Below are 24,825 nucleotides of genomic sequence, written 5' to 3'. Positions count from 1 at the left end.
ATATGAAGAAATGATGATAGTTATGTAGCGGTATAACATTGATTATGGCTATCTATATATGAAGCTATAGGGCTTTTAGTAATTCGAAAAGCGCGCAACGATTGAATACCCTCGGATTACTTTACCAGTCCTGTAAAGCCCGAACTGTGTTTTTCTCCTTGACCACATTTTTGGTTGACAAATGCATCAAAGAAAGCCCAAAGCGGTGCTTTGGGCTTCTGTGGTAAGGGAAAGAAAAAACGGTTGATAACCGACCTTGATTTTTGCTTGCGAGAAAGTGAAATCCCCTTAACTTTGAGTCAAAAAGTGAACGAATCCCTTTTATTGACCAGAACGGTTATCGAATTCCGAAATTCCTATACTGGGCTAATCGCTCAATGGGAAAGGCAAATAGGTTGTGGGAATTCCCGTCCCGACCTTCATTTTTGTCTGACCCTGTTGGACGATTATTTGTATCTCAACACTTATTTACGTTCCATTGAGTATCGAATCGATTTTGCCATCAACGCCTACATTATACATTCCAATTGGCAGCAGGAGTTTATCGGATATGGATATGATGATAACCTAGCCTTGGAATTGGCCAACCGTGAATTACTATTCACCTATAATGCTCTAAATGAATCTGAGACCATTTCAGAAGACCCAAGGGCCAGGATTTACCTAGATATTTTGACCAATGCCGATTCCTCCGTTTCTTGAGGTAGGCGTATCGAAAAATCAGCTGGACATCGAAAAGGAAATTGGCTTTCGGGACTATCACATCTACAATACTATTTCGAAATATATTTTCAAATTGAGGCAATAGCTGTTTCCTTGAAAAATACCAATACGAAATTATTTCAAAATTGACGGTATTCGGTGTACATCAATCCATGTACGCCAAACCCATTTCTATTTTCTAAATACCGCTATGTTTGGACTATGTTAATCGGAGGACGCGAAGCAAGTTGTGTTTTTGCTAACAAAAACCCTTACGCACTTCGTTTGTAGGTTGCCTTGTGATGCTCACAAATACATTGAAATGGGAAGGCCAAAAAAGGAACTATCGTCGTTGAAAATAATACAGGTCAATGTCAGGATGACCGTAAACGATTATATGAAAGTATCTGCCGATGCGGTAACCATCGGACTGTCCATTGCCGAATATATCCGAAGAAGAATTACGGAAAAGTCCCTGCCGAAGAAAAGGGTAAGTCCGTCCGACCGCAAACTTTTTGTTGAATTGAGCCGAGTGGGAAACAACCTGAACCAAATCGCCAAAGTTGTAAACTCAGGTATCCGTGACCCGTTGAGCATCTATAAACAAATAGAAGAAGTAAAAACGGTTTTGCAATATCTCAAATCAAATATCACAAACAATGATAGGTAAGATAGTCATAGGAAAAGATTTTTATGGAGTGCTGGCCTACAATCAAAAAAAGGTACGTGAAGGCGTCGGGTACGTGATAGATTCCAATATCGAGCTTTCCAGCTCCGTTGAAATGACCCGAGAATTCAATCTTATCAGGGAGCTTCGTCCAAGCCTTGGTAAAGCGGTACTCCATGTTTCCCTGAACCTGCCGCACTCGGACTATTTAGATGATAAGGAATTCGCATCGTTCGGGTGTGACTACCTAATGGGCTTGGGATTCGATAACAACCAGTTCATTATGTACCGGCATACTGATACCGAACATGAGCATATCCATATTATAGCCAATAGGGTCAGGTATTCCGGCAGAACGGTAAACGACAGCAATATTAAAAGAAGAAGTCGGGAAATACTCAACGGTTTGGAAAAGAAATACGGACTGACCCAAATCGTAGGTATCACGAGTACCAAAAAATCGCTTACACAAAAAGAAATAGAGAAGACCCTGAGAACGGGCAATGTTCCGATCAGACTTGTTCTTCAGGACAAAATCGGTTCGGCGATTTCAGAATCGACCGATACAACGGAATTTATCACGTTACTGGAGGGGCAACATATATCGCCAAGATTCAACATTAGCAAAACCACGGGAAGAGTCTCGGGCATATCGTTCAAATATCAGGGAGTTGTATATAAGGGCAGTACGCTCGGTAAAAAATTTTCATGGAACAGTATAGCAAAACACATCGATTATGAGCAAACAAGAGACCGTCCAGTTATACTATCGGCTAATGAAAAAGAACGAGGAACTCATCATACTGATGAAAGAAACCATGGAACGTCAATCGGGCCTGAACCAAGAATTGACAGAAGTGCGAAAGGCCCTGAAAATCCTTCTGGGCAATCAAAAGGTCATCTGGGAAAAATTGAAGGAGATGGAGTAATCGGGCCTTTAATTGAAGAATCGGAATGGACTCCTTTCAGGCTGGAACTCATAGATGACGATATCAGGAAAAAGTCAAAAAGAAAGAAGAAAAAAAGGAAAGGATCGAATCTTTAAAATTAAAACGTATGAAAAACAGTAACGAACAAGAACCTTCAGGATTGTCGCTCTCCGAAATCCAAGTATTGGAGATGATACGGAACAAAAGTTTCCTATCCATTAAGTTGATCATCAAAAATGGCGAGGTCGATGTCATCGAAGGACTGGAAAGGATACATACGGGCGAACGTATCATCGATATGTTGAAACAGCATGATTTTCAAAATCTGGAAATTAAGCAAAGCAATGGTAAGATCGTATGTGTGAACAGGATATTCAGGAAAAAAATCCGTCCAGCCAAGAATACCAAGAGTTGTTAACTGGTATTCATAAGTATGGAATAAAATACAGGTTCCGCAAAGGATTTCATAAAATAAAAAAGGTAAATTAAAGCCTGCTTTTACAAATACGGTAGTGACCTTCAGGACACAGGAGCTATTGCCATTGAAAGGAAATGTCCAACGCAATCATTGAACTAAAGCAGAAGAACAGAACATTCAATAGTACATGGCTTAAGACTTATAAAGGTTTTGAGGATTGTTCGAAAGAAGATGCGGAAAAGATAGTAGAACAACTTCTAGCACTCGCCAACATAGTCTGTGACCATGTCCAAAAAGGGAGTGGAGATGAACATACCATATAAAAATATAAAGCAACTAAATAATAGTTGCATTTTAGTATCTTTGGTAATGGATATAATGACAAAGCTTTTTGTCAAGTTCTCGAACGACCGAAACAGTAGGTAATAAAGAGGATCAGGAAAAATCGAATCGATGTCGGACAATTTGGAACATAATGGTTATTTCGGTTCCGTGGAGTATAGTTCAAGGGACGGCCTGCTGCACGGAAAGGTGACCGGAATAAGCGATCTGGTGACCTATGAGGGCGGGTCCGTGAAAGAGCTGAAGGAGGCCTTTGAAGAGTCCGTCGACGATTATCTTGACACCTGCAAGGAGCTTGGCAAAGAACCGGACAGGTTCTACAGGGGAGTGTTCAATATCCGCACATCCAGTGAAATCCACAGGGAGCTTTCTATAATGGCCGAAAGAAAAAAAATGAAATTGAACGAACTTGTCAACAAGGCCTTTAATTTTCTGGTAAAGAACGAGGACAAAGTCCTAAAGTAAAATAGGGTCGGACAATGGGAACAGGACCAAAAGAATGTTCTGGAAAGCCGAAAGACAGGCCCAAAAGAAAGTAGCAATCGACTTAAATATCAAATAACCCATGGAAGGAAAAGATCCGTTCGTCGCCATTAGGAAAAAATACGACTCCCTAAAGGAAAAATACGATGAAATAATCGTATCGGCCTTTGATGCCGGTGATTTCAGGAAATACAATGAAATCCTGTTTTCGGCCCATAGTTGTGGTATCGAGGGCAATAGCTTCAGCGTGGACGACACCAGGGAACTTAAGGAAAAGGGATATGCCGTTAATCTTGTCAACAAGACGCTTTTGGAAGCGTTCGAAATAATGGATCATTTCAATGCGTACGATCATATTTTGAAAAACCAGGGTTCCGACTTCAATGAACCCTTCGTTAGAACGGTACATAGAATATTGACCAAAAATACCTTGCCCTATAAAGGCCATAGACCCGGGGAATATGCCAAGACCCAAATGGCGGCCGGTGATACCGTATTCCGTGACACCAAAAAGGCCATAGCGAACATGCCTAGGCTTCTGGCCAGTTTTGACGATGCCATCAAAAATAAAAAAACGCATCCTTTGGAATTGAGTGCCATATTCCACCAAATGTTCATTTACAGCCATCCCTTCCCGGATGGTAATGGAAGGTTAGGCCGGTTGCTGTCCAATTTTATTCTGGAGAAGTTCAAACATCCCCATATAATCATTTTGAAGGAAGATAGGCAAGAATACATCGATGCGCTCAAAGCTTCCGAGAAGCACAACAATATGTTGGCGATAGTCAACTTTTTTTATGATACGTCGATCAAAAGGATGCAAAAGGAAATAGGTCAAAAAAAAAACCTTTCGAAGAATTTCAACTTGGGTATTGAGGACGGGAATAAAAGAAAAAAGGGCTTAACAGGTCCAAAAAGATAGTAGTATGGACTTAGAGGTATTCGAGCAGTTTGCCAAAAAGGAAAAGGGAAGAATCATAGGCAAAAGTAATACGGCCGTCATTTACACCCGTGTTTCCAGCAAAGAGCAATTCGATAACAATGCCAGTCTGACTACCCAACTCAAATATTGCCAAGAATATGCGATCAGAAAAGAGCTGGAGGTAATAGAGTATTTCGGGGGAACCTACGAATCGGCTAAGAGCGATGAACGGAGGGAATTCCAAAAGATGCTGAACTATGTCAAAAGAAGAAAGAACATTGGCTACATCATCGTCTATTCCTACGATAGGTTTTCAAGAACGGGTGCGAACGGAGCCTATATCAGCGGGCAGCTAAAAAAACAGGGAATAGCCGTTGTTTCTGCTACTCAGGAAATCGATGTGACCACAAGTGCCGGTACGTTCCAGGAAAATCTTTTTCATATGTTTTCCCACTTCGACAACCAGATCCGCAGGGATAAGTCCATCACCGGCATGCAGGAAAAGTTACGAAGGGGATACTGGACGGGGGCCTACCCATTTGGATATACCAATACAAACCCGGGAAAAGGGAAGATTCCGAATTTCGTAATCACAGAAGAAGGGAGATTGCTCAAGCAAGCCTTTTTATGGAAGGCGAACGCCAATATGTCCCATGTTGAAATCGCAAAACGTCTTGAAGAAAAAGGCCTGAGCATTAAGGCAAAAAAACTGACCGACCTTTTTAGAAATCCTTTTTATTGTGGACTTATTGTCAATAGTTTAATTCCGGGAGAGGTAATCCAGGGAAAACACGAGGCCCTTATTTCGAAAAAAGTTTTCCTGAAAATACATAATTTACTTCACTCAGGTGACACACCCAAGAAATATTCTTTTGACGATGAAAACCTACCCTTAAAAAAGTTTGTCAAATCCTCGGTTTGCGGAACACCTTATACTGGATTTATTGTAAAGAAAAAGGGCCTTTACTATTACAAAAATAGACGTAAAGGCAGCAAAGAAAACAGAAGTGCCAAAAAGCTCCATGTAGAATTTTTAAATTTTTTGGGGAGGTTTAAAATAGCCGATAAAAAGTATATCGAACCATTGACCGAGATAATTCACGATACCTTGATCGATAAGAATCAAGAGGCACTTGGCGACCAAAAGCGATTGACAAAAGAACTCGGTCAGCTCGAAGAACGGATCAATACATTGGAAAGAAGATTCGTTGTATTGAACGAAATTTCAAAGTCGCAGTACGAACTTTTTATGCCGGAACTTAAAGCAAAACAAAGGGAGCTGGAGGTAAAACTTGAAAATGGGGGAATCAATAGTTCAAACCTCAAAAAATCCGTAAAACTGGCACTTGATTATGCCTGTAACTTGCCTAAATTGTGGGAGTTAGGTGATCTGGAAACTAAAAGGGCCATACAATATATGGTATTCCCTGACGGGATTGAGTACGACTTCAAAAAGAAGCTAGTTCAAACTTTTCGGGTCAATGAAATTTTTGGCGCAATCTCCTCATTTTCAGGGAATTTGAAGGAAATGGAAAAGGGGAATTTCCACTCGATTTGTAGAAAATCCCCTTTAGTGACCTCGACAGGATTCAAACCTGTAACCTTCTGAGCCGTAATCAGATGCGCTATTCAGTTGCGCCACGAGGCCATATGCTGTGATTTTCCCTGAAGCGGGGTGCAAATATATTTCTTTTTACATTTACGGCAAAATTAAGACCCTTTATAATACATGGATTTTAAAAGCTACATTAGAGATGTGCCGGATTTTCCAAAACCTGGAATTTTGTTTAAGGATATAACTCCCCTATTACAGGATTATCGAGCCTTACATAGCGCTGCTGATAACCTCTTAAAGGACTTAGAGGTTGGGGGAATAGATAAAGTAGTGGGTATGGAAAGTAGGGGCTTTATTTTTGGACCTATGTTGGCAGACCGATTGGAAGCTGGATTTGTTCCTATACGAAAACCTGGAAAATTGCCCTATAAAACACTTAGCGAGTCTTATGATTTAGAGTATGGTACGGATACCTTGGAGATTCATGTAGACGGTATTGCCAAAGGAGATAGGATTTTAATACACGATGATGTTTTGGCAACTGGCGGAACGGCCTTGGCCACCACCAAATTGATTGAAAAACTGGGAGGGCTTATTATCCAGTGTAACTTTTTGATAGAACTGTCATTTTTAAAGGGGCGGGAAAAAATAAAAAGTCACGAGGTCAAGGCCTTGATAACGTATTAGCCTAAAGCATGGGTGGTAACAAAATATCGCCAACCAATAATGGCCATTTGTAATTTACTAGCCTTGGAAAGATCTAATTGTTTTTTGGAATAGGAGGGGAGTACCGCCTTGTTCAATTTTGCCAAAAATTGGAAGAATTTTCTTTTCAAAACAATGGTTTTAACAAACATACATAAAAAATGACTGTGGTCTTATACCACAGTCATTGAATAGTAAACTCGAACTATTCCCTTTTTCCGTCCATCATCTTTTTGGCTAAATCTGCTCCGATAAGGGATTGCAATAAGTTGCCATCATTGGATTGCTTGGTTCCTCCCTCAATAAATATTTCGGGCAAGCTTAGGTCTTTCAGTTCACGGGCCACGTGGACGGAAGTTTTATATTCCCATTCCGCGCGTTCCTGTGGTGTAAGACCGGCAGAAACCAATTTGGCATTTTGATAGGACTCGGCGTCCGCAGCTACTTTTTTGCTCAACGCCTTGAACTTCTCCACTTCATACTGCTTCTTCTCCTTGGTCAAGTTGAACTCGGCAACCTTCGCTTCGGTTTCCGCTGCAATTGTTTTTTGAATCTGTTCCTTTTCCAAACGGGCTCTTTCCACGGCCTTATCCGCTTCGCCACGGGCTTTTTCCTTTTGGGCCCGATAAAACTCACGTTCGGCTTGCTGCTTCTCTAATTGCGTCTGTGCAACTTCTTCCTTTTGCAACTGTAAACGATTGTCAAAAGTTTCTTCCCAGTCTATTTCCGTAACAACCGCTTGGATTACGGTTAGTCCGTACGCTTTTAAGGAGTTCCCTTTTTCCCTAACGGGTTCACCATCTTTAATTTGAATTCGGAAACGTTTTTGTTTGCTTTCCTTGTTCATAACGGTACGTACTGTACTACTATCACCGATGATTTCCCGGTTTTGGTTTTCAGAATACTCTTCTAAGACATACATGCCATTCTCCAACTGGTCCTTAAAGTATCGGTCAAAGTCCGATGCCTGTCCGGAGATATAATCCTGTGCGTCCATTAGTTTACAGGTATTTTTTATGGATTGATCTATATTGGGTATTATCCTGGACCGTATCATATTTTGCTCCGTTTTATTTCTATCCGCTACGGACAAGAATTGATGGTCATCCTCCGTATATATTCCTATGACGACAGAAGTAGCTATCCTCGCTTTTACGGCATCGCTAAAGGCCCAATACTTTGCATAATCTACATTCGCATATTCGCTCTGCTCCCCCAATTCCCCATCGGAATTTGGGATAACATATTTTATGGGGAGCTCAAACTGAATAGGGATTAATCTGCCCCACATTTTAGTGTGAATACCTTGTCTAAATACGGCCTTTTGACCGCCCCATGGATATTGAACGGCGTAGGCCGTTCCAGGTTCTGCATAAAAGAAAGCTCCGGTAACAATGCTCAAAACAACTCCTACAAGTATTATTTGAAGACTCCGCTTTGGAGTGGTCCAACTGGTTAGTTTGTTCGTACCAAAAAGTAGTTTTGCCAAAAAGCTTACTAATCCTACTAGTATAATTATAATTCCTATAAATGTTAACATGGCTTTCAAGTTTTAAAGGTTATACAATACGACGCTTATGATGAGATACAATATGAGTTTAATAACAGTGATCATTTCTATAGTTTTAGGTTATACAATTGTTTTTTATAATCGATTATTCGAATAATATATAACCGAAGTATCAACATTTCCAAGAAATTTTGACAAAATCGATACAATTGAATACAAGTATGTAAGTAAAAAAACGATTTATGTTATAATAATATAATCAACATCTACATATAAGTTATAGTATGATATAATATTCTCCTATTATGCTTTTATATTATCACGTTTGAAGGGTGAAAATCTTACCTTTTTAATTTTTGTAGGGAGGTTTAATTAAAAAAAGAATGCTTTTTTAAGCTTTCATTTTATTGAATAAGAAAAAACCGATCCGTACCGAGCCGGCGCTCAGTAACTAAATCGGTCTTAAAAATGATTCGGTTTTAATTAAGTAATTTTAGTTGGTCGTTATTTCTATAACACCATCCTTTGCTTTTTTGCCGTACTTTTTGGTGGCTTCCGTTCCTTTTATCACATTAATTGATTTTATGGCGCTTGGGTCTAATTTCTTCACTTCTTTGCGATTACTTTTTTTACCGTCGATAAATAGTAAGGGTTCCTTATCGCCGTCTGAATCTATAAAGAAAAATCCATTTTCCTCTTTTTCTATTATTTCTACATCGTGCGCTTCATCAGAATCAGAACGAATTATAATATGTTTTTGAGAATTGGGATTAACATTGCGGATAACAATGTTATTTTCTGAATCTTGATCTTCATCTTTTTCAATTAAAATAAAGGAATTGTCATCTACGTCTATATCCATTTCCTCCAATTCTTCTTCCGAGGCTTCCTTACCATCTATAACAATATGTTTAGTCCCATTCACGTTTTTAATAATGATTTCCTTTTTTTCTTCATCGCTTCCAGATTTATGAATCCATACATTGGCATCGTCATTTTTATGAAGCCGAATTCCTTTTCCATTGCCGATAGAAACACTGTTGCTTTCTGTATTTATAGATATATATGTGGGGGAAATAGTATCGTTATCGGATAGTGAATTATGGCGACTACTGAATTCACCTGTGGACTTATTACCTCCGGAAACCTCTATGGACAAGGACGAAATTTCCCCTTCGCTGTTGCGCACCGTTGTATATGAGAAATCGATATTGTCTTTTTTGAGGTCGTTTTTTATTTTCATCAACTGTTCATCTGTTGTGGTTTTGTCGATTACCAGTTCAATGAGATGGTCAGGAGACGATACATTTTGTGCATTTTCAAAAACATAATTGGTCTTCACATTAAAGCTTAGTAGGAACAGTGCTAGGAAGGGTAAAATAAATAGGCCTTTAACCGCTTTTAATTTGTTTGATGGATTTTGATTGATCATGACGATTCGTTTTTTGATTAATGAATTAAAAAATGGATTAACGATTGATAAATTCTGTTGGCCAACGGCCTGTTTCAATAAAATGTATTGATATTCTTTTTTGTCCATATTGGTTCGAGATACATTCGCATCTGCCAAAAACTCTAAATTTTCCTTAAGTGATTTCCTATATAACCAGGCGAATGGATTAAACCATTGTAGCGCCAAACACAATTCCATAAGAATGATGTCTAAAGAATGTCTTTGGTTAGAATGTATTTTTTCGTGTTCAAGAATAGCTTCTAAATCATTATCGGCATGCAGTGCGGGATTATAAACGATCCATTTAAAAAATGAGAATGGAGAAATGGATTTATCACTTACAATGTACGTGTATTCCTTATAATTCTCTGCGTGGCCTTTTTTTATGATACCCCTTAGCTGACGTCCTTCAATGATTAGCCTATAGACAAATAAGGCTACACCAAGGGTATACATTAAAAGTAAAAAACTGGCCCAGCTAAAGAATGTACTATGGGCTTCAAAAGTGTTTATCACCTCTCCAGCAGATGTTTCTTGTGTCGAAATTTTAAGGGTAATGGTTTTGGTAATATAGACCAAGGGGAGTATGGTTGAAATCAACAAACCGGAAAGTAGAAATATTCGGTTAAACATAAAAAGTGTCTCCTTTTTTAAGAAAAGGTAATGGGCCATATAAAAGAGACTTAGAATGGCGCTGGACTTCACTAAATAGATAAGAATGGATTCCATTTTACTTCCGTTTTTCTATGAGGTCAATAATTTCTTTAAGCTCATCGACCGAAATTTTTTCCTCCTTAGCAAAAAAGGAGACCAGGTTTTTATAAGAATTGTCAAAAAAATCAACCATATTATGGTTTACAAAGTTGTTACGATAACTTTCCTTGGAAACTAATGGGTAATATCTATGGGTCTTTCCAAAGGCTTCGTGGTCTACATACTTTTTATCTTCAAGATTTCTTACAATGGTCGATAGGGTGTTGTAATGTGGTTTTTCCCCTTCTATTTCTTTCATGATTTCCTTAACAAAGGCTTTTTGCAAAGACCAAAGGATTTTCATGACCTCTTCTTCCTTGTTCGTTAATTTTTGCATGTTCTATTTTTATTGGTTCAAACCTATAACTATTTTTGTAGTTATGAAACTATTTTTACAGTTATTTAACGAATTTTATAGTTTGTAGTCAATAATAAATACATAGTACTAGGTAACTAAAGGTCATCGGCTATATTTGTTAGTAAACGAATAAGATGCAAGATTTCCTTTTTGTTTTGGGTGGGTTGGTGCTTTTGATTTCAGGAGGTAACTGGTTGTTGAAAGCCGCTGTAGATTTATCCCTAAAGCTAAGTATTCCAAAAATTGTAATAGGTATGACCGTAGTTTCCTTTGCTACCTCTGCACCGGAGCTTATTGTTAGTGTTAATGCAGCCTTGGACGGATTTCCGGATTTAGCCTTGGGTAATGTGGTGGGATCTAACATCGCAAACCTAGGTTTGGTCTTGGCCGTAACTATCTTGTTAAGTCCAATAGATGTAAATAAAAACTTCTATAGTACGGATTGGCCGGTTATGATGGCTGCATCGCTACTATTCTTCTTCTTTATATATTTTGACGGGGTAATCGAAAGATATGAAGGATTGATCATGGTCGTATGTCTACTACTTTTCTTGGTGTATTTGCTACTTTTTCAAAAGAAGGCGGTCATTTCTGAGGAAGAAGAAAAGATGGTAGCATTACCTTTTTATAAAACTGCTCTTTTTTTAGTTTTGGGTGGAATTGCCCTGTGGGGTGGATCCGAGCTGTTGATTAGTGGAGCGGTAGGCCTCGCTACGGCTTTTGGGGTTAGTGAAAGAGTCATAGCAATAACCATTGTTTCCGTGGGTACCAGTATTCCTGAACTGGCAGCTTCTGTAATAGCTGTAATTAAAAAAGAAAAGGCGATATCCCTAGGGAACTTATTAGGTTCAAATATTTTTAATCTATTGGCGGTTCTCGGAATAACTTCTTTCGTGACACCGATTAAAGTAATGGACCCCGGCCTTTTGAGCAATGATATTTTTTGGATGTTAGGGATATCTTTTTTAATTCTTCCCTTGGTTTTTTTCCCCAAAGGATTGCGACTAGGTTGGAGAGATGGTATAATTCTTGTGGGATTTTATTTATATTTCGTGTATGTAACCATTACCTAATTTCATGCAAACCAAACAATTATACTTTCTATGCCTAATGTTTGGAATTTTTGTAGGTAATGGGCAGGAATCGGATTTTGTGAGGGGAAGACTTCTGGATAGGGATACAGGCGAACCAATTGTTTTTGCGACGGTGCGTATTGTAGGTCAGGCAAAAGGAGTAATTACTAATATGGACGGTGGCTTTCGGCTGCCTCAAGAGTACAGGCAAAAAGAAGAGTCTATTGAAATTTCCTCCATGGGCTACATTAAAAAAATATACAACTTACAGAATCTTTCCCCAAAAGATATAAATATTATGTACTTGGATCCCGGAATACTAAGCTTATCGGAAGCTGTAGTCAAAGGGAAAAAACCAAAGAAGTTATCCGCTGTTCAAATTGTACGTAGGGCCATAAAGTATATACCCAAAAACTATCCACTAAAGCCATTTTCTAGTACCGGCTATTATAGAGATTTCCAGCTTAAAAAGAAAAATTATGTAAACCTGAACGAAGCTATTTTGGAAGTTTTGGATTTAGGTTTTGGCACAAATGATTACCTAAATTCACAAGTTATAGTCTATGATTATCATAAGAATCAAGATTTTGAAAAGGACATAGAAGGTATGTATAAGTACGACTACAAGAATTACCAAAAATATATTGACAAGGCTTATCTATTTGATTATGGTGGTAATGAGTTTACCATTCTCAGAATACACGATGCCATTAGAAATTATGCAAATAATTCTTTCGACTTCGTCAATGTGATGGAAAAGGATTTTATTAATAACCATTTCTTTAAAAAAGAACCGGAAATTAAATCGGGTGATGAATCACTTTTTGTTGTAAGTTTTACCAAAACATTAGTAAAATATAGGGTTATAGGTAAAATATACATTTCAAAAAGGAATTATGGAATTTTCAAATTCGAATATACCTTGTATGACAGGACACGAACTACAGAAGATAAAAAAATAGATCAGAATGGTATGTATAATGAAGTTTTATTTAAAATAACTACTGAGTATAAGAAGATTTACGGTAAGCTGTATCCTAGTTATATATCATTTTTTAATACGTTTCAAGTAGGTAAACCACCAAAATTCATACTAGAGGAAACCATACTAGACCTTGAATGTAAGTGTTTTCGGCTAACATTCAACAACCATTTGGATGAACTTTATGCAAAAGAAAAGAAATACTACGATTTTAAATTTAAGAAAAATAAAATACAAATTGAAAAGATAAAAACTTTAGGCGAATTCGAAAAAGAGGTTCTGGTATATCCAAAATTGACCGATAAGGAATTTGTAATCATGGCTAACGAACTAAATGTAGTATCAAGAAAAAGACTAAAGCTTTCCGATTTGTTGACTATTGAAGTGACTGGTTTGAGAGATGCTACTCCTGAAGCTAATTTGATTAACGAAATGGAATATAAAACATACGAACAATATCGTGAATTTTTTGTTCAGGAAACCAAGCCTAACACGAGTAATTCAAAAGACACTCTTTTTATGAAAAAGGACAAGCCTCTTTTTGACAATCAACCAATACACAAGAACAAAGATTTTGGAAAATATTGGATGAACACCCCATTATCTGATGTTGTAAACTAATCATGTAGGTATATTTCCTTTTGGATTACAAGGGTATTTTTGATTTTTCAATATCAGTTTTTATCCCTAATTGGATTATATTGAAATTAGAAAATGGAACAATTCTTGTGGGATTTTATTTATATTTCGTGTATGTAACCATTACCTAATTTCATGCTAACCAAACAATTATACTTTCTATGCCTTATGTTTGGAATTTTTGTAGGTAATGGGCAGGAAAAGGATTTTGTGAGGGGTCAGCTCTTGGATGGTGAATCTGGACAGCCAGTGGTTTTTGCCACGGTGAGAATTAAGGATAAGGCCCTTGGGGTTATCTCCAATACGGATGGAGGCTTTAAAATTCCACTTAAATATAAATTAGCGGGCGAAGTTCTGGAAATATCCTCTATGGGTTATGAAAAAAGGGAAGTTGCACTTTCCTTATTCAATACAGAAACCATTCTAATCTTAAAGATGAAGCCGGCCTTGTTCCAATTGGAGGAGGTCACTGTAAGGGAAAAAAGACGTCGGGCAGCAAGATTAACGGCAAGGGAAATTGTTTATAAGGCCATAGCAAATTTACCCTCGAATGTGGCACAAAACCCATATTCCTATGTGGGTTATTACAGGGATTACCAACTTAAGGATGGAAATTATACCAATCTTAACGAGGCTCTAATGCAGGTTTATCACCAAGGCTTTACCTTGTCCGATTATGAAACCTCCAAGGTTCAAATTTTTGATTACCGTCAAAACACTGACTTTCCCATTGATACCCTAGGATTAAAGCCCTATGATTATGCTAAGCGCTCCAAGACCATTTCCAACGCCACTTTGAGTAGCTATGGAGGTAATGAATTCGTTATTTTAAGAGTTCATAATCCCATTAGAAACTATAAAATCAATTCTTTTGATTTCGTAAATAGATTCGACACTGATTTTACCCGAAATCATACTTTTTCTAAAGAGGAAGATGTTATCGTAAATGGGGACTATTTATATCATATTTCTTTTGAATTGGTCGGTACAAAAGTGGAAGTCGAGGGTGACCTATACATAACCCAGGATAATTTTGCCATTATGGGTTTTAACTATACAACCTACGAAAAGCAAGGTGGAGGAGACAAGGAGAGAACTATACTTTTCGAAACAAAGGTAGAATATATGGAAGAAGGTGGTAAATTGTACCTAAGCTACCATTCCATGCATAATGCCTTTAGGTTGGCCACCCCTCCAAAATTACAATTGGAGGATAGTACGTTGGACCTGAATAGAAATCAATTCATTTTGGTATTTACAAAGCTATTGGAAGAGAAATCTGCGGGGAGGTTGACCAACTACGATATTCGATTTAATGGTAAAAGGCTGAAATTCAAGGCGGTTACGATTATTGGGAATGAGGTTTCTTTAATTCCTGATTTTAACAATAAAAAGAACAGGGATTTATTTCGCGAATTAATCTATTTGGCAAATCGCGAAAAAGTAAATAGTGAAAATTTGAGTATTGAACTAAAGCGGATAAAGGATGAAGCGGGGAATGTGATTAATGAGCCTGAATATGAATATAGAAAACAGTTTAGGGAGTTTTTTGTGCAAGAGCTTCAGTTAAAAGCTTTAATGCTACCAAATGATAGTCTATACATGAATAAAACAAGGCCAATTTTTAAAGATCAGCCTATATCAAAGCCTGCTAACTTTAATGAGTATTGGATGAATACCCCACTCAAATCCCTTAAAGACTAGATTATGATTCTAAAAAACAACATTTGGATCCTTTTTATCTTTTGTTCTGCATTGGTTCACGCACAACAAAATGACTTTTTTTTCGGTAAAATAGAGGATAGCAAAACGGGAGAACCTGTCGTATTTGCCAATATTAGAATTAAAGACAAGGCCTTAGGGGTAATAACCAATGTAGATGGTAGTTTTAGGATTCCATTGAGGTACAAGGATTATGGGGATTTAATTGAGGTGTCTTCCATGGGATATCAAACCAAGGAAATACCTATCAAGGATTTCTTGCAAGAAGGAATTAACTTAATCTTATTGAATCCGTCGGCCATTGGTCTTCAGGAAGCGGTGGTGAAGGCAAGGGATAAAAGAAGAAAAAGATTAGGCCCTAAGCGAATTGTACAAAAAGCCATTGCTGCCATCCCAAGTAATTATCCAACAACTTCTTTTTCCACCATAGGCTATTATCGGGATTACCAATTAAATGATGGGGAATACATGAACCTTAATGAAGGTATCATGGAGGTTTATGATCAGGGCTTTGATCAATTGGACGACGCAACTTCCGAGATACAAGTTTTTAATTTTGAATTGAACAAGAATTTTGAACAGGATTCCATGGCACGTATGGCCTACGATTATGAGAACTATAAAAAAATCATCAAAAAGGCCTATCTAGGGGCTTATGGGGGTAATGAGTTTCGAATTTTACGAATTCATGATGCTATTCGAAACTATAATGCCTTCTCCTACGACTATATAGGAATTTTAAAAAATGATTTACTTAAGAGTCATAACTTCCTTAGAAGTAAGGATTCCTATAGTGATAATGAAGCGCTGTATGGAATTAAATTTTGGCAAATACACCTGAATTATAGGGCTCACGGAGAAATATTTATTTCCAAGAAAGATTTCGCTATTCATAGATTGGAATACACGATGTACAATGCCAAGAGGACGAACAAGGAAAACAAAAAAAACAAACATGGGCATAAACAAAAGGTCATCTTTGATATTCTGACCGAATATAGGAGGGTTAATGGAAAAATGTTTTTAAACTACATCTCCTTTCATAATAATTTTGAAGTTAGAAGACCACCCAAATTTGCCTTGGATTCTACTTTCGTCAACATGCCCCGTGGATACTACGCCTTATACTTCAACAAAGCGGTAGATTCCCTTACCGCCGCGAATCCTAAAAATTATGATATGATGTTCCAGAAAAAAAAATACGGAATTGATAAAATAGAAGTGTTCAGTGATTCGGTTAGAATCTATGGGGATTCAGATTTCAAACAGGCGGTTTTTAACGCTAGGGGAGAAACAAGTGCCTTAATAAGTAAGAGAAAAGCCAATGAAGTGGAAGACATGTTTGAGATAGGGATTGAAGATGTAAGGGATACAAATGGAAACTTGGTAAATAAACCCAACATAAAAGAGTACCAGCAATACCGGGAATTTTTTGTTCAGCGTATAAAACCGAATTCAAGATCACCTTTAGATGGGGAGTTTATGGATAAGGGAAAACCGATATTTGAGGACCAGCCCATGATTAAGCCTAAGGATTATAAGGAGTATTGGATGAATACGCCTCTAGAAGCGAAAATAAATTAAAACAATAGATGATTAGGAATTATCTTTTTTTAGTACTGCTTTCAATTTCGGCTATTTGCTATTGCCAACAAAGGGATTATATTTTCGGTCAATTGGTGGATGCCACGCAGAACGAACCCATACCCTTCGCCAGCATTAGGGTCAAGGGGGCCGCAATGGGCGTGATATCCAATATTGACGGTACCTTTAGAATACCCATGCGCTATAAGTCCATGGGTGAGATTTTGGAAATTTCATGCATGGGGTACGGAACTAAAAATATTCCCATGCGGGATTTAAGGATATCCGAGGCCAACATAATTGTTCTCCAACCTTCCGCAATGGAACTGAAAGAGGCCGTAGTTAAGGCCAAGTTAAAAAAACTCAATGCACGGGAATTGATGAGGATGGCCATTGCCCGTATACCACAGAACTACCCATTGATGCCTTATAGCATGGTAGGTTACTATCGGGATTACCAGGTCAAAAATGGAAGTTATACGAATTTGAACGAGGCGGTGGTAAATTTATATGACGAGGGATTTTCGAAAAAAGACAACTTCGACAATCAATATGAGTTATTTTCTTATCGACATAATACGGATTTCGAGGTGGATCCGTTTGCCAAACAACCTTATGATTATGGTGGTTATAATAAGGTAATTCCACATGCTAAAATGGAGAACACTGGAGGCAATGAGCTGATCACACTAATGATTCATGATGCCATTAGAAACTATCAAATAGATGTATACTCTTTTATAAATGACATGTCGCTGGACTTTCTGGAAAACCATCGCTTTCGTTTGATGGGAACCACTAATTACAAGGATACCAAGGTATACAACATAGCGTGCTATTACAGGGACAATGATTATAGAAGTGAGGGGAGAATATTCCTGGATACCGGTAATTTTTCGATTTTAAAATTAGATTATAGCCTGTATAGGAGAAAAAAACCCGGTGAAAATGACAAGGCCATAAATCCACTTGAACGTTATTCAGATGGTTTTAAGGAAACGGAAGGTGAAAATTTATACCGCATAATTACCGAATATTATAAAGGAGAAAAGGACAAAATGTATTTGGGCTATATTTCATTCTACAACAAAATGCTCATACAAAGGCCACCGGAATTTTTTTCTAAGTTAGTGGTAGATTTACGTGATAATTCCTTTAAAATCCGTTTAAATAAAGTGCCGGCTAATCTGGATGAAATTAAAAATGGGGACTTCAAAATTAAATATAAAGGGGAGCTACTGCCCATAAAAGATTTCTTTTTCTCTGAAGACGAAAGAAGGTTTACAATTTGTCCTCATACAAAATATACAAAAGTTGCTGATGCCTTAGAATACATTTTCACGGAAAATGACAAGGCTGAAATAGCTAATCTTAACTATTCCTATGGTGAAATTAGGGATAGTTTAGGGAATAAATTGGATGAAAGAAAATGGGAATATTTACATCAATATAGGGAATTTTTTGTTCAGGAAACCACGCCTTTTTCAACAATTGGGGATATATCAAAAGACAGCTTAATGCATAAAATGAAACCTTTGGACAGCGAAATTCAACATATTTCAAAGCAGGCTTTAAAAAAAGACTATTGGATGAATACCCCATTACCTAATGTCACCAATTAAAAAGGCCTTGGATTCTTCCAAGGCCTTTGGTTTAAACAATTAATTATAATTATTTACTATACGTCAGCAGACTTAACAGTTTTCACAATTCTTCCTGCAATTTTATATGGGTCTCCGTTAGAAGCAGGTCTTCTATCTTCCAACCATCCTTTCCATCCGCTTTCTACAGTTGCGATTGGAATCCGGATAGATGCTCCACGGTCAGAAATTCCGAAACTAAATTCATGGATCGATTGAGTTTCATGATCCCCGGTCAAACGTTGATCGTTAAACTCACCGTAAACGGCAATATGTTCCTTAACTACTGGACGGAATGCTTCACAAATCTTTTCGTAAGTAGCTCTGTCACCACAAGTTCTTAAAGTAGTATTGGAGAAGTTGGCATGCATACCAGAACCGTTCCAATCCATATCCTTACCTAATGGTTTTGGATGGTATTCAATATAGTATCCATAAGATTCGGTTAATCTGTCCAATAAATATCTAGCTACCCAGATTTCATCTCCAGCTTTTTTGGCACCTTTCGCGAACAACTGGAATTCCCATTGTCCGGAAGCCACTTCTTGGTTGATTCCTTCAAAATTGATTCCCGCTGCAATACATAAATCCGCATGCTGCTCAACAAAATCCCTACCGTGGGTGTTTTTTCCTCCAACAGAACAGTAGTACATCCCCTGAGGTGCAGGGTAACCTCCCCTTGGAAATCCTAAAGGTAGATCGGTTTCACTATCCATAATGAAGTATTCTTGCTCAAAACCAAACCAGAAATCATCGTCCTCATCATCAATGGTAGCCCTACCATTAGACTCATGTGGTGTACCATCGGCATTTAATACCTCTGTCATTACCAGATAGCCATCTTTTCTAGCGGGGTCTGGAAAAATAGCCACTGGTTTCAATAAACAGTCGGAAGAACCACCTTCTGCCTGTCTTGTAGAACTTCCATCAAAAGACCACATAGGGCAGTCCTCCAATGTACCACCAAAGTCGTTCACGACTTTAGTCTTGCTTCTCATGTTCTGAGTTGGAAAATAACCATCCAACCAGATGTATTCTAATTTTGTTTTGCTCATAATTTGTGGTAGTTATGTTACTAAAAAATGACGTCCAAAAATATGTCTTTTGTTGTATTCTATGAATTTTTTAGGGGGTAAATATTTAAATTTTCAATTAATTATATTACACCCCCATTTTTTTATGGGTATTTTGTCAAATACTTATTATTACAACGTAATTTTGTGGAATTAATAATTTGAAACACTATGTCCATACCTAGATTTGAAGCAATTGTTCAGAGTTTAAAACGAGAAGTTATTTCCGTCGAAGAAAAAGGAAGGCGTTCCGATATTTTCGGAGCCAATGTTTTTAACGAAACCAAAATGCTTCAGTACTTAACCAAGGATGCTTATGAAAGTTTGAAGGGGGCTATGCAATCAGGGTCCAAGATTAATCGTAAAATAGCGGATCAGGTTGCGGAGGCAATTAAAGGTTGGGCAATAACCATGGGTGCTACCCATTATACGCATTGGTTTCAACCACTTACAGGAAGCACAGCGGAGAAACACGATGCATTTTTTGATTTAACCACGGACGGTAGGGCACTGGAAAAATTTGGTGGCGGACAATTGGTTCAGCAGGAACCGGATGCGTCCAGCTTTCCTAGTGGAGGTATTAGGAATACGTTTGAGGCCAGAGGTTACACAGCTTGGGATCCTACTTCTCCCGCATTTATTTACGGAACAACCTTATGTATTCCTACGATTTTTGTTTCCTATACCGGGGAGGCGCTAGATAACAAAGCACCACTATTGAGGGCCTTGGGTGCGGTTGATGAGGCTGCCACCCATGTGGCTAAATATTTTGATAAGAACGTTTCAAAAGTGAACGCTACCCTAGGTTGGGAGCAAGAGTATTTCCTTATCGATAAAGCCCTTGCCCATTCACGTCCAGATATCATTATTACAGGAAGAACCCTTTTGGGAGTTTCTGCAGCAAAGGGACAACAATTGGATGACCATTATTTTGGAGTTATCCCCAGTAGGGTGCTCAGCTTTATGAGTGATTTAGAAAAGGAATGTACAAAATTGGGTATTCCGGTAAAAACCCGACATAATGAGGTTGCTCCCAATCAGTTTGAGTTGGCCCCGGTTTTTGAGGAGGCAAATCTTGCGGTGGACCATAATTTATTGTTGATGGATGTTATGGATAAAATTGCGGACCGTCATAATTTGAAAGTATTGTTTCACGAAAAACCTTTTGCAGGGGTCAATGGTTCTGGAAAACACAATAATTGGTCTTTGGCGACAGATACCGGTGTGAATCTATTGAGTCCAGGAAGTACGCCAATGAAAAACCTGCAGTTCCTAACTTTCTTTGTAAATACCATTAAAGCCGTGGATACCTATGAGGAGGTTTTAAGGTCTTCCATCGCATCGGCCAGTAATGATCATAGATTGGGAGCCAATGAGGCTCCTCCCGCTATTTTTTCAATTTTTATTGGTACGCAATTAAGTAGTGTATTGGATGAATTGGAAGGTGTATCCAAAGGAAAATTGAGCCCAGAGGAAAAGACAGAACTTAAGCTCAATGTGGTCGGTAAAATTCCGGAGATATTATTGGACAATACGGACCGTAACCGGACTTCTCCTTTCGCTTTTACTGGAAATAAGTTTGAAATGCGGGGGGTTGGTGCCAAAACCAACTGTGCAAAACCAATGACCGTATTGAATACCATTGTCGCCAAACAGCTGAAAGACTTTAAAAAAGAAGTAGATGCATTATTGGATAAAAAAGGTCTTAAAAAGGATGAAGCAATTTTCAATGTTCTTCGGGAGTATATTAAAACCTGTAAAAGAATAAGGTTTGATGGTGATGGTTACAGTAAGGAATGGGAAAACGAGGCAAAGAAAAGGAAACTGAGCAATAATAGGAATACTCCAGAGGCCCTTCAGATTTTGTCTTCAAAAGACACCGTTGAGTTATTTAGGTCCATGAAGGTAATGAGCGAAGTGGAATTGGGGGCTCGAAAGGAAGTGGAGTTGGAAACCTATGTCATGCACCTCCAAATAGAAGGGCACTTGTATAAGGACCTCGTATATAATTCGGTAATTCCCTCAGCTATTGCCTATCAGAATAAATTAATAACGAACGTAACCGGTTTAAAAGAGATTTATGGTGCGGCCCATAAAAACTTTACTGTAGCACAGTTGTCCATGATCGAAGAAATAGGAGAGCATATCTCGGCGTTAAAACAAGCGACGGATACCTTGATTAACGCACAAAATAAAGCGGATAAAATAAAGGACACGGCGAAAATGGCAGCCACCTATTGTAATGATATCAAGCCCTATTTCGATACGATTAGAAATCATTCCGATGAATTGGAAAAGTTGATCGAAAATCAATTATGGCCATTAACTAAGTATAGCGAACTGTTATTCATTAAGTAGGGTTAAAAAGGATTTAAAAATTTAGAGGTATATGATTCCTCTTCTTGAAGTTTAGTCCAATTACCCTATTTTTGCTCCAAACTTTTCAACGATGTCCTCATCACATAGCGAAAGATATAATCAGCGAGGTGTTTCCGCATCTAAGGAAGATGTTCATAACGCCATCAAAAATATTGATAAGGGCCTATTCCCAAAGGCATTCTGCAAAATAGTTCCGGATTATCTTACGGGAGACGATGATTATTGTTTGATAATGCATGCGGATGGTGCGGGCACTAAATCTTCTTTGGCCTATATGTATTGGAAGGAGACAGGTGACCTTTCAGTTTGGAAGGGAATTGCCCAGGATGCCCTTATTATGAATATCGATGATTTAATATGTGTCGGTGCAACGGATAACATTTTGCTTTCCTCGACCATTGGTAGAAATAAGAATAAGATACCTGGTGAGGTCCTTTCAGCTATTATTAATGGATCCGAAGAATTGATAAAAGATTTGGAAAAATTTGGGATAACCATTAAGTCAACTGGAGGGGAAACCGCCGACGTGGGTGATCTGGTAAGGACTATCATTGTTGACTCTACAGTTACGGCAAGACTCAAAAGAACCGATGTTATCGATAATGCCAACATAAAAGCGGGTGATGTGATTGTGGGTCTGGCTTCCTTTGGACAAGCATCTTACGAAAAGGAATATAATGGAGGAATGGGCAGTAATGGACTCACTTCTGCAAGACATGATGTATTCGCCAAGTATTTGTCCAAAAAGTACCCTGAGAGTTTTGATGGCGAAGTGCCGGAAGAACTTGTTTATTCTGGAGGAGCAAAACTCACCGACCCTGTCAAAAATTCGCCTTTGGATGCAGGTAAATTAGTCCTGTCTCCAACAAGAACCTATGCGCCTATAGTAAAGGAAATACTTTCCAAATACGATAATAGGGACATTCATGGAATGGTTCATTGCAGTGGAGGTGCACAAACCAAAATTCTTCATTTTGTGGAAGACTTGCACATCATAAAGGACAATCTTTTTGAAATTCCGCCCTTGTTTAAATTAATACAGGAACAGTCCGGAACGGACTGGAAGGAAATGTACCAAGTGTTCAATTGCGGTCATCGATTGGAAATCTACACCAATGAAGAGACTGCCAAGGAACTCATTCAAATTTCCCAAAGCTTTAATGTAAAGGCTCAAATAATAGGCCGGGTAGAGACCTCTTCTACCAAAAAACTGACCATAAATAGCCAATTTGGTACCTTTGAGTACTAAGGCATACGATTAGCTGGATACAAACGTTTGTATTATAAATATCTGGCTATGGAAAGAAAACAGTTTTTAAAAAGTTTAGGCGCGGGTGCGGCCTTTGCTATCACATTCCCATGTTTGGGAAGTTGCTCCAAGGACAATGGTGAGGATGGAAATATTGTGGAAGAACCGAACAATGTAGATTTTACAATAGATCTTACTTCGGCGGAAGCGGCTAATTTGGCCAATAATGGCGGGTTTATTCTTAAAAACTTAGTCGTTGTCGCCAGGAATTTGGACGGTGAATTTGTAGCAGCGAGCCAAGTATGTAGTCATCAAAGTTATGATGAGGTTAGGTTTACGGGGCAACAGGGAGGTATTTTTTATTGCGATGTTCATGGTTCACGATTTGCCCAAGATGGTAGTAACTTGAATCAAGTGGATGGAAAAGCACCTAAGCCCTTAAAAATTTACCAGACAGAACTCAGCGGAGATAGTCTTAGAGTATTCGAATAAACCAGATTCTAGTCCCAAATCATAGAATTTTGATCTTAAAGGTCCCTATAAAACTCTCAAAGGAGGCGATTGCAATCCAATGGCATTTTATAAGTAAATGCCATGTACAGCCCTATACGACTTATTCGGGAATTTTCAACTCTTTTTTTCCATATCAAAACTTACAATGTTGAGGTTTGGAGTCGTCATATTAGCATTTTTTTGGTGCCTTATAGGTTCCGGTCAAGAAAAGGACTATGTAACCGTGAAACAGTCGGTAAACTTAATGGGAAGTCCTTTTGATATTACCATTGTATCGAATAATGAGGATTTGGGTTATATCAATATTCAAGAGGCCATTGGTGAAATCAATAGGATTGAAAAAATGATTTCTTCATGGAATTCCGAATCGGAAACTTCACTTATAAATAAAAATGCGGGTGTTAAACCGGTCAAGGTAAGCCTAGAACTTTTTAAGTTGATTGAACGTTGCAAACAGATTTCAGACATTACCAACGGGGCATTCGATATATCATATGCTGCTTTGGACAAGATTTGGAATTTTGATGGTTCTATGTCCATCAAGCCGAGCCACCAACAGATTAGTCAAGCGCTTTTGAAAGTTAATTATGAGAATATTCTATTGAATGAGGCCGAATCCACGGTTTATTTATCAAAGCGTGGAATGAAAATTTCCTTTGGTGCTATAGGTAAAGGATATGCGCTAGATAAAGCCAAAGAATTATTAGTTTCAAAACAAGTAGTGGCGGGCGTTATCAATTCCAATGGAGATTTAACTACCTGGGGAACCAAGGTCAGTGGCGAAAAATGGCTTTTGGGTATCGCAAACCCAAACAATCGGGCCAAAATATTTTCTTGGCTTCCAATTGTGGAATCTTCCGTGGCCACTTCGGGTAACAAGGAGAAGTATATTTTGGTAAATAATAAAAAATATACGGATATCCTGAATCCGAGAACAGGTTATCCTCTTCAAAAAGGAATTCAAAGTGTATCTGTCTTTTCAAAAAATGCAGAACTGTGTGATGCCTTGGCGACCGCTATTTTGGTTATGGGAAGAAACGCGGGTCTCTCCTTGGTTAATCAGCTGGGAGATACTGAGGTTATTATTGTAGACTCCGATAACAAAATATACAAAAGTTCAGGTATGATTCTGGATAGAATCCCATGATTTTTAAGCGCTAATACAGTTTTTAGT

Annotated in this window: 23 protein-coding genes and 1 tRNA gene; 18 read left to right on the top strand and 6 right to left on the bottom strand. The window is 38.2% G+C overall.

The window, feature by feature from the left end; all coding sequences use genetic code 11:
- The first annotated feature begins 174 nt into the window (after positions 1-174).
- The 8 genes from PP182_RS17080 to PP182_RS17045 all read left to right on the top strand — a co-directional run bounded on the left by PP182_RS17080 (position 175) and on the right by PP182_RS17045 (position 6,072).
- A complete protein-coding gene (locus PP182_RS17080) occupies positions 175-702 on the top strand; it encodes a hypothetical protein (RefSeq protein ID WP_272652481.1) in 528 nt (175 codons plus the stop codon).
- Positions 703-1,024: 322 nt separating this feature from the next.
- Positions 1,025-1,372 (top strand): plasmid mobilization protein, encoded by a 348-nt coding sequence (locus PP182_RS17075; protein WP_272652480.1) that lies wholly within the window; start codon positions 1,025-1,027, stop codon positions 1,370-1,372.
- Positions 1,362-2,414: a relaxase/mobilization nuclease domain-containing protein gene (locus tag PP182_RS17070; RefSeq protein WP_272652479.1), complete on the top strand. Its 1,053-nt coding sequence runs from the start codon at positions 1,362-1,364 to the stop codon at positions 2,412-2,414. The genes PP182_RS17075 and PP182_RS17070 overlap by 11 nt, the downstream gene beginning before the upstream one ends.
- An 11-nt stretch (positions 2,415-2,425) precedes the next feature.
- Entirely contained in the window at positions 2,426-2,716 is a 291-nt protein-coding gene (locus PP182_RS17065) for a hypothetical protein (RefSeq protein ID WP_272652478.1), read from the top strand.
- 134 nt (positions 2,717-2,850) lie between these two features.
- Positions 2,851-3,039, top strand: a complete 189-nt coding sequence (locus PP182_RS17060; RefSeq protein ID WP_272652477.1) for a hypothetical protein — start codon at positions 2,851-2,853, stop codon at positions 3,037-3,039.
- Between the two features lie 130 nt (positions 3,040-3,169).
- A complete protein-coding gene (locus PP182_RS17055) occupies positions 3,170-3,523 on the top strand; it encodes a type II toxin-antitoxin system HicB family antitoxin (protein WP_272652476.1) in 354 nt (117 codons plus the stop codon).
- Between the two features lie 100 nt (positions 3,524-3,623).
- Positions 3,624-4,463, top strand: a complete 840-nt coding sequence (locus tag PP182_RS17050; RefSeq protein ID WP_272652475.1) for a Fic family protein — start codon at positions 3,624-3,626, stop codon at positions 4,461-4,463.
- 4 nt (positions 4,464-4,467) lie between these two features.
- The gene (locus PP182_RS17045; RefSeq protein WP_272652474.1) at positions 4,468-6,072 is read left to right on the top strand and encodes a recombinase family protein; all 1,605 of its coding nucleotides are present in this window, start codon (positions 4,468-4,470) and stop codon (positions 6,070-6,072) included.
- Here PP182_RS17045 and PP182_RS17040 read toward each other — a convergent pair.
- Positions 6,038-6,111: transfer RNA gene (locus PP182_RS17040), tRNA-Arg, on the bottom strand. The two genes, PP182_RS17045 and PP182_RS17040, sit on opposite strands and share 35 nt — an antisense overlap.
- Positions 6,112-6,192: 81 nt before the next feature.
- Here PP182_RS17040 and PP182_RS17035 point away from each other — a divergent pair.
- A complete protein-coding gene (locus PP182_RS17035; protein WP_272652473.1) occupies positions 6,193-6,705 on the top strand; it encodes an adenine phosphoribosyltransferase in 513 nt (170 codons plus the stop codon).
- On the opposite strand, the gene PP182_RS17030 is transcribed toward PP182_RS17035, so the two are convergent.
- The 4 genes from PP182_RS17030 to PP182_RS17015 form a co-directional block, all read right to left on the bottom strand.
- Positions 6,702-6,854: an SsrA-binding protein gene (locus PP182_RS17030; RefSeq protein ID WP_272652472.1), complete on the bottom strand. Its 153-nt coding sequence runs from the start codon at positions 6,852-6,854 to the stop codon at positions 6,702-6,704. The two genes, PP182_RS17035 and PP182_RS17030, sit on opposite strands and share 4 nt — an antisense overlap.
- Before the next feature lie 74 nt (positions 6,855-6,928).
- The gene (locus PP182_RS17025) at positions 6,929-8,263 is read right to left on the bottom strand and encodes an SPFH domain-containing protein (protein WP_272652471.1); all 1,335 of its coding nucleotides are present in this window, start codon (positions 8,261-8,263) and stop codon (positions 6,929-6,931) included.
- A gap of 463 nt (positions 8,264-8,726) precedes the next feature.
- Entirely contained in the window at positions 8,727-10,415 is a 1,689-nt protein-coding gene (locus PP182_RS17020) for a M56 family metallopeptidase (RefSeq protein ID WP_272652470.1), read from the bottom strand.
- Between the two features lies 1 nt (position 10,416).
- On the bottom strand, positions 10,417-10,776 hold the full coding sequence (locus PP182_RS17015) for a BlaI/MecI/CopY family transcriptional regulator (RefSeq protein ID WP_272652469.1): 360 nt from the start codon (positions 10,774-10,776) through the stop codon (positions 10,417-10,419).
- Between the two features lie 155 nt (positions 10,777-10,931).
- On the opposite strand from PP182_RS17015, the gene PP182_RS17010 reads away from it, so the two are divergent.
- From PP182_RS17010 to PP182_RS16990, 5 genes are all read left to right on the top strand, one after another.
- A complete protein-coding gene (locus PP182_RS17010; protein WP_272652468.1) occupies positions 10,932-11,870 on the top strand; it encodes a calcium/sodium antiporter in 939 nt (312 codons plus the stop codon).
- Between the two features lie 37 nt (positions 11,871-11,907).
- Positions 11,908-13,473, top strand: coding sequence for a carboxypeptidase-like regulatory domain-containing protein (locus tag PP182_RS17005; RefSeq protein WP_272652467.1), 1,566 nt, complete (start codon positions 11,908-11,910; stop codon positions 13,471-13,473).
- A 186-nt stretch (positions 13,474-13,659) separates the two neighbouring features.
- Positions 13,660-15,195 (top strand): carboxypeptidase-like regulatory domain-containing protein, encoded by a 1,536-nt coding sequence (locus tag PP182_RS17000; RefSeq protein ID WP_272652466.1) that lies wholly within the window; start codon positions 13,660-13,662, stop codon positions 15,193-15,195.
- A gap of 3 nt (positions 15,196-15,198) precedes the next feature.
- Positions 15,199-16,797 (top strand): carboxypeptidase-like regulatory domain-containing protein, encoded by a 1,599-nt coding sequence (locus tag PP182_RS16995; protein ID WP_272652465.1) that lies wholly within the window; start codon positions 15,199-15,201, stop codon positions 16,795-16,797.
- Positions 16,798-16,805: 8 nt separating this feature from the next.
- The gene (locus PP182_RS16990) at positions 16,806-18,419 is read left to right on the top strand and encodes a carboxypeptidase-like regulatory domain-containing protein (RefSeq protein WP_272652464.1); all 1,614 of its coding nucleotides are present in this window, start codon (positions 16,806-16,808) and stop codon (positions 18,417-18,419) included.
- A 56-nt stretch (positions 18,420-18,475) separates the two neighbouring features.
- Here the strand turns inward: PP182_RS16990 and PP182_RS16985 are convergent, their stop codons facing one another.
- Positions 18,476-19,492 (bottom strand): glutamine synthetase beta-grasp domain-containing protein, encoded by a 1,017-nt coding sequence (locus PP182_RS16985; RefSeq protein ID WP_272652463.1) that lies wholly within the window; start codon positions 19,490-19,492, stop codon positions 18,476-18,478.
- A 189-nt stretch (positions 19,493-19,681) separates the two neighbouring features.
- Between PP182_RS16985 and PP182_RS16980 the strand changes: the two genes are divergently transcribed.
- The 4 genes from PP182_RS16980 to PP182_RS16965 all read left to right on the top strand — a co-directional run bounded on the left by PP182_RS16980 (position 19,682) and on the right by PP182_RS16965 (position 24,798).
- Positions 19,682-21,868: a glutamine synthetase III family protein gene (locus tag PP182_RS16980; protein ID WP_272652462.1), complete on the top strand. Its 2,187-nt coding sequence runs from the start codon at positions 19,682-19,684 to the stop codon at positions 21,866-21,868.
- 91 nt (positions 21,869-21,959) lie between these two features.
- A complete protein-coding gene (locus tag PP182_RS16975; RefSeq protein ID WP_272652461.1) occupies positions 21,960-23,138 on the top strand; it encodes an AIR synthase related protein in 1,179 nt (392 codons plus the stop codon).
- 48 nt (positions 23,139-23,186) lie between these two features.
- A complete protein-coding gene (locus PP182_RS16970; protein ID WP_272652460.1) occupies positions 23,187-23,630 on the top strand; it encodes a QcrA and Rieske domain-containing protein in 444 nt (147 codons plus the stop codon).
- Positions 23,631-23,796: 166 nt separating this feature from the next.
- A complete protein-coding gene (locus PP182_RS16965; RefSeq protein ID WP_272652459.1) occupies positions 23,797-24,798 on the top strand; it encodes an FAD:protein FMN transferase in 1,002 nt (333 codons plus the stop codon).
- The last annotated feature ends 27 nt before the right edge of the window (positions 24,799-24,825 follow it).

It is taken from the genome of Maribacter sp. PR1 (genome assembly GCF_028464145.1).
Classification (GTDB): Bacteria; Bacteroidota; Bacteroidia; order Flavobacteriales; family Flavobacteriaceae; genus Maribacter.
Note: the sequence above shows the minus strand (reverse complement) of the source record. Positions and strands in the feature narration are given on the sequence as shown.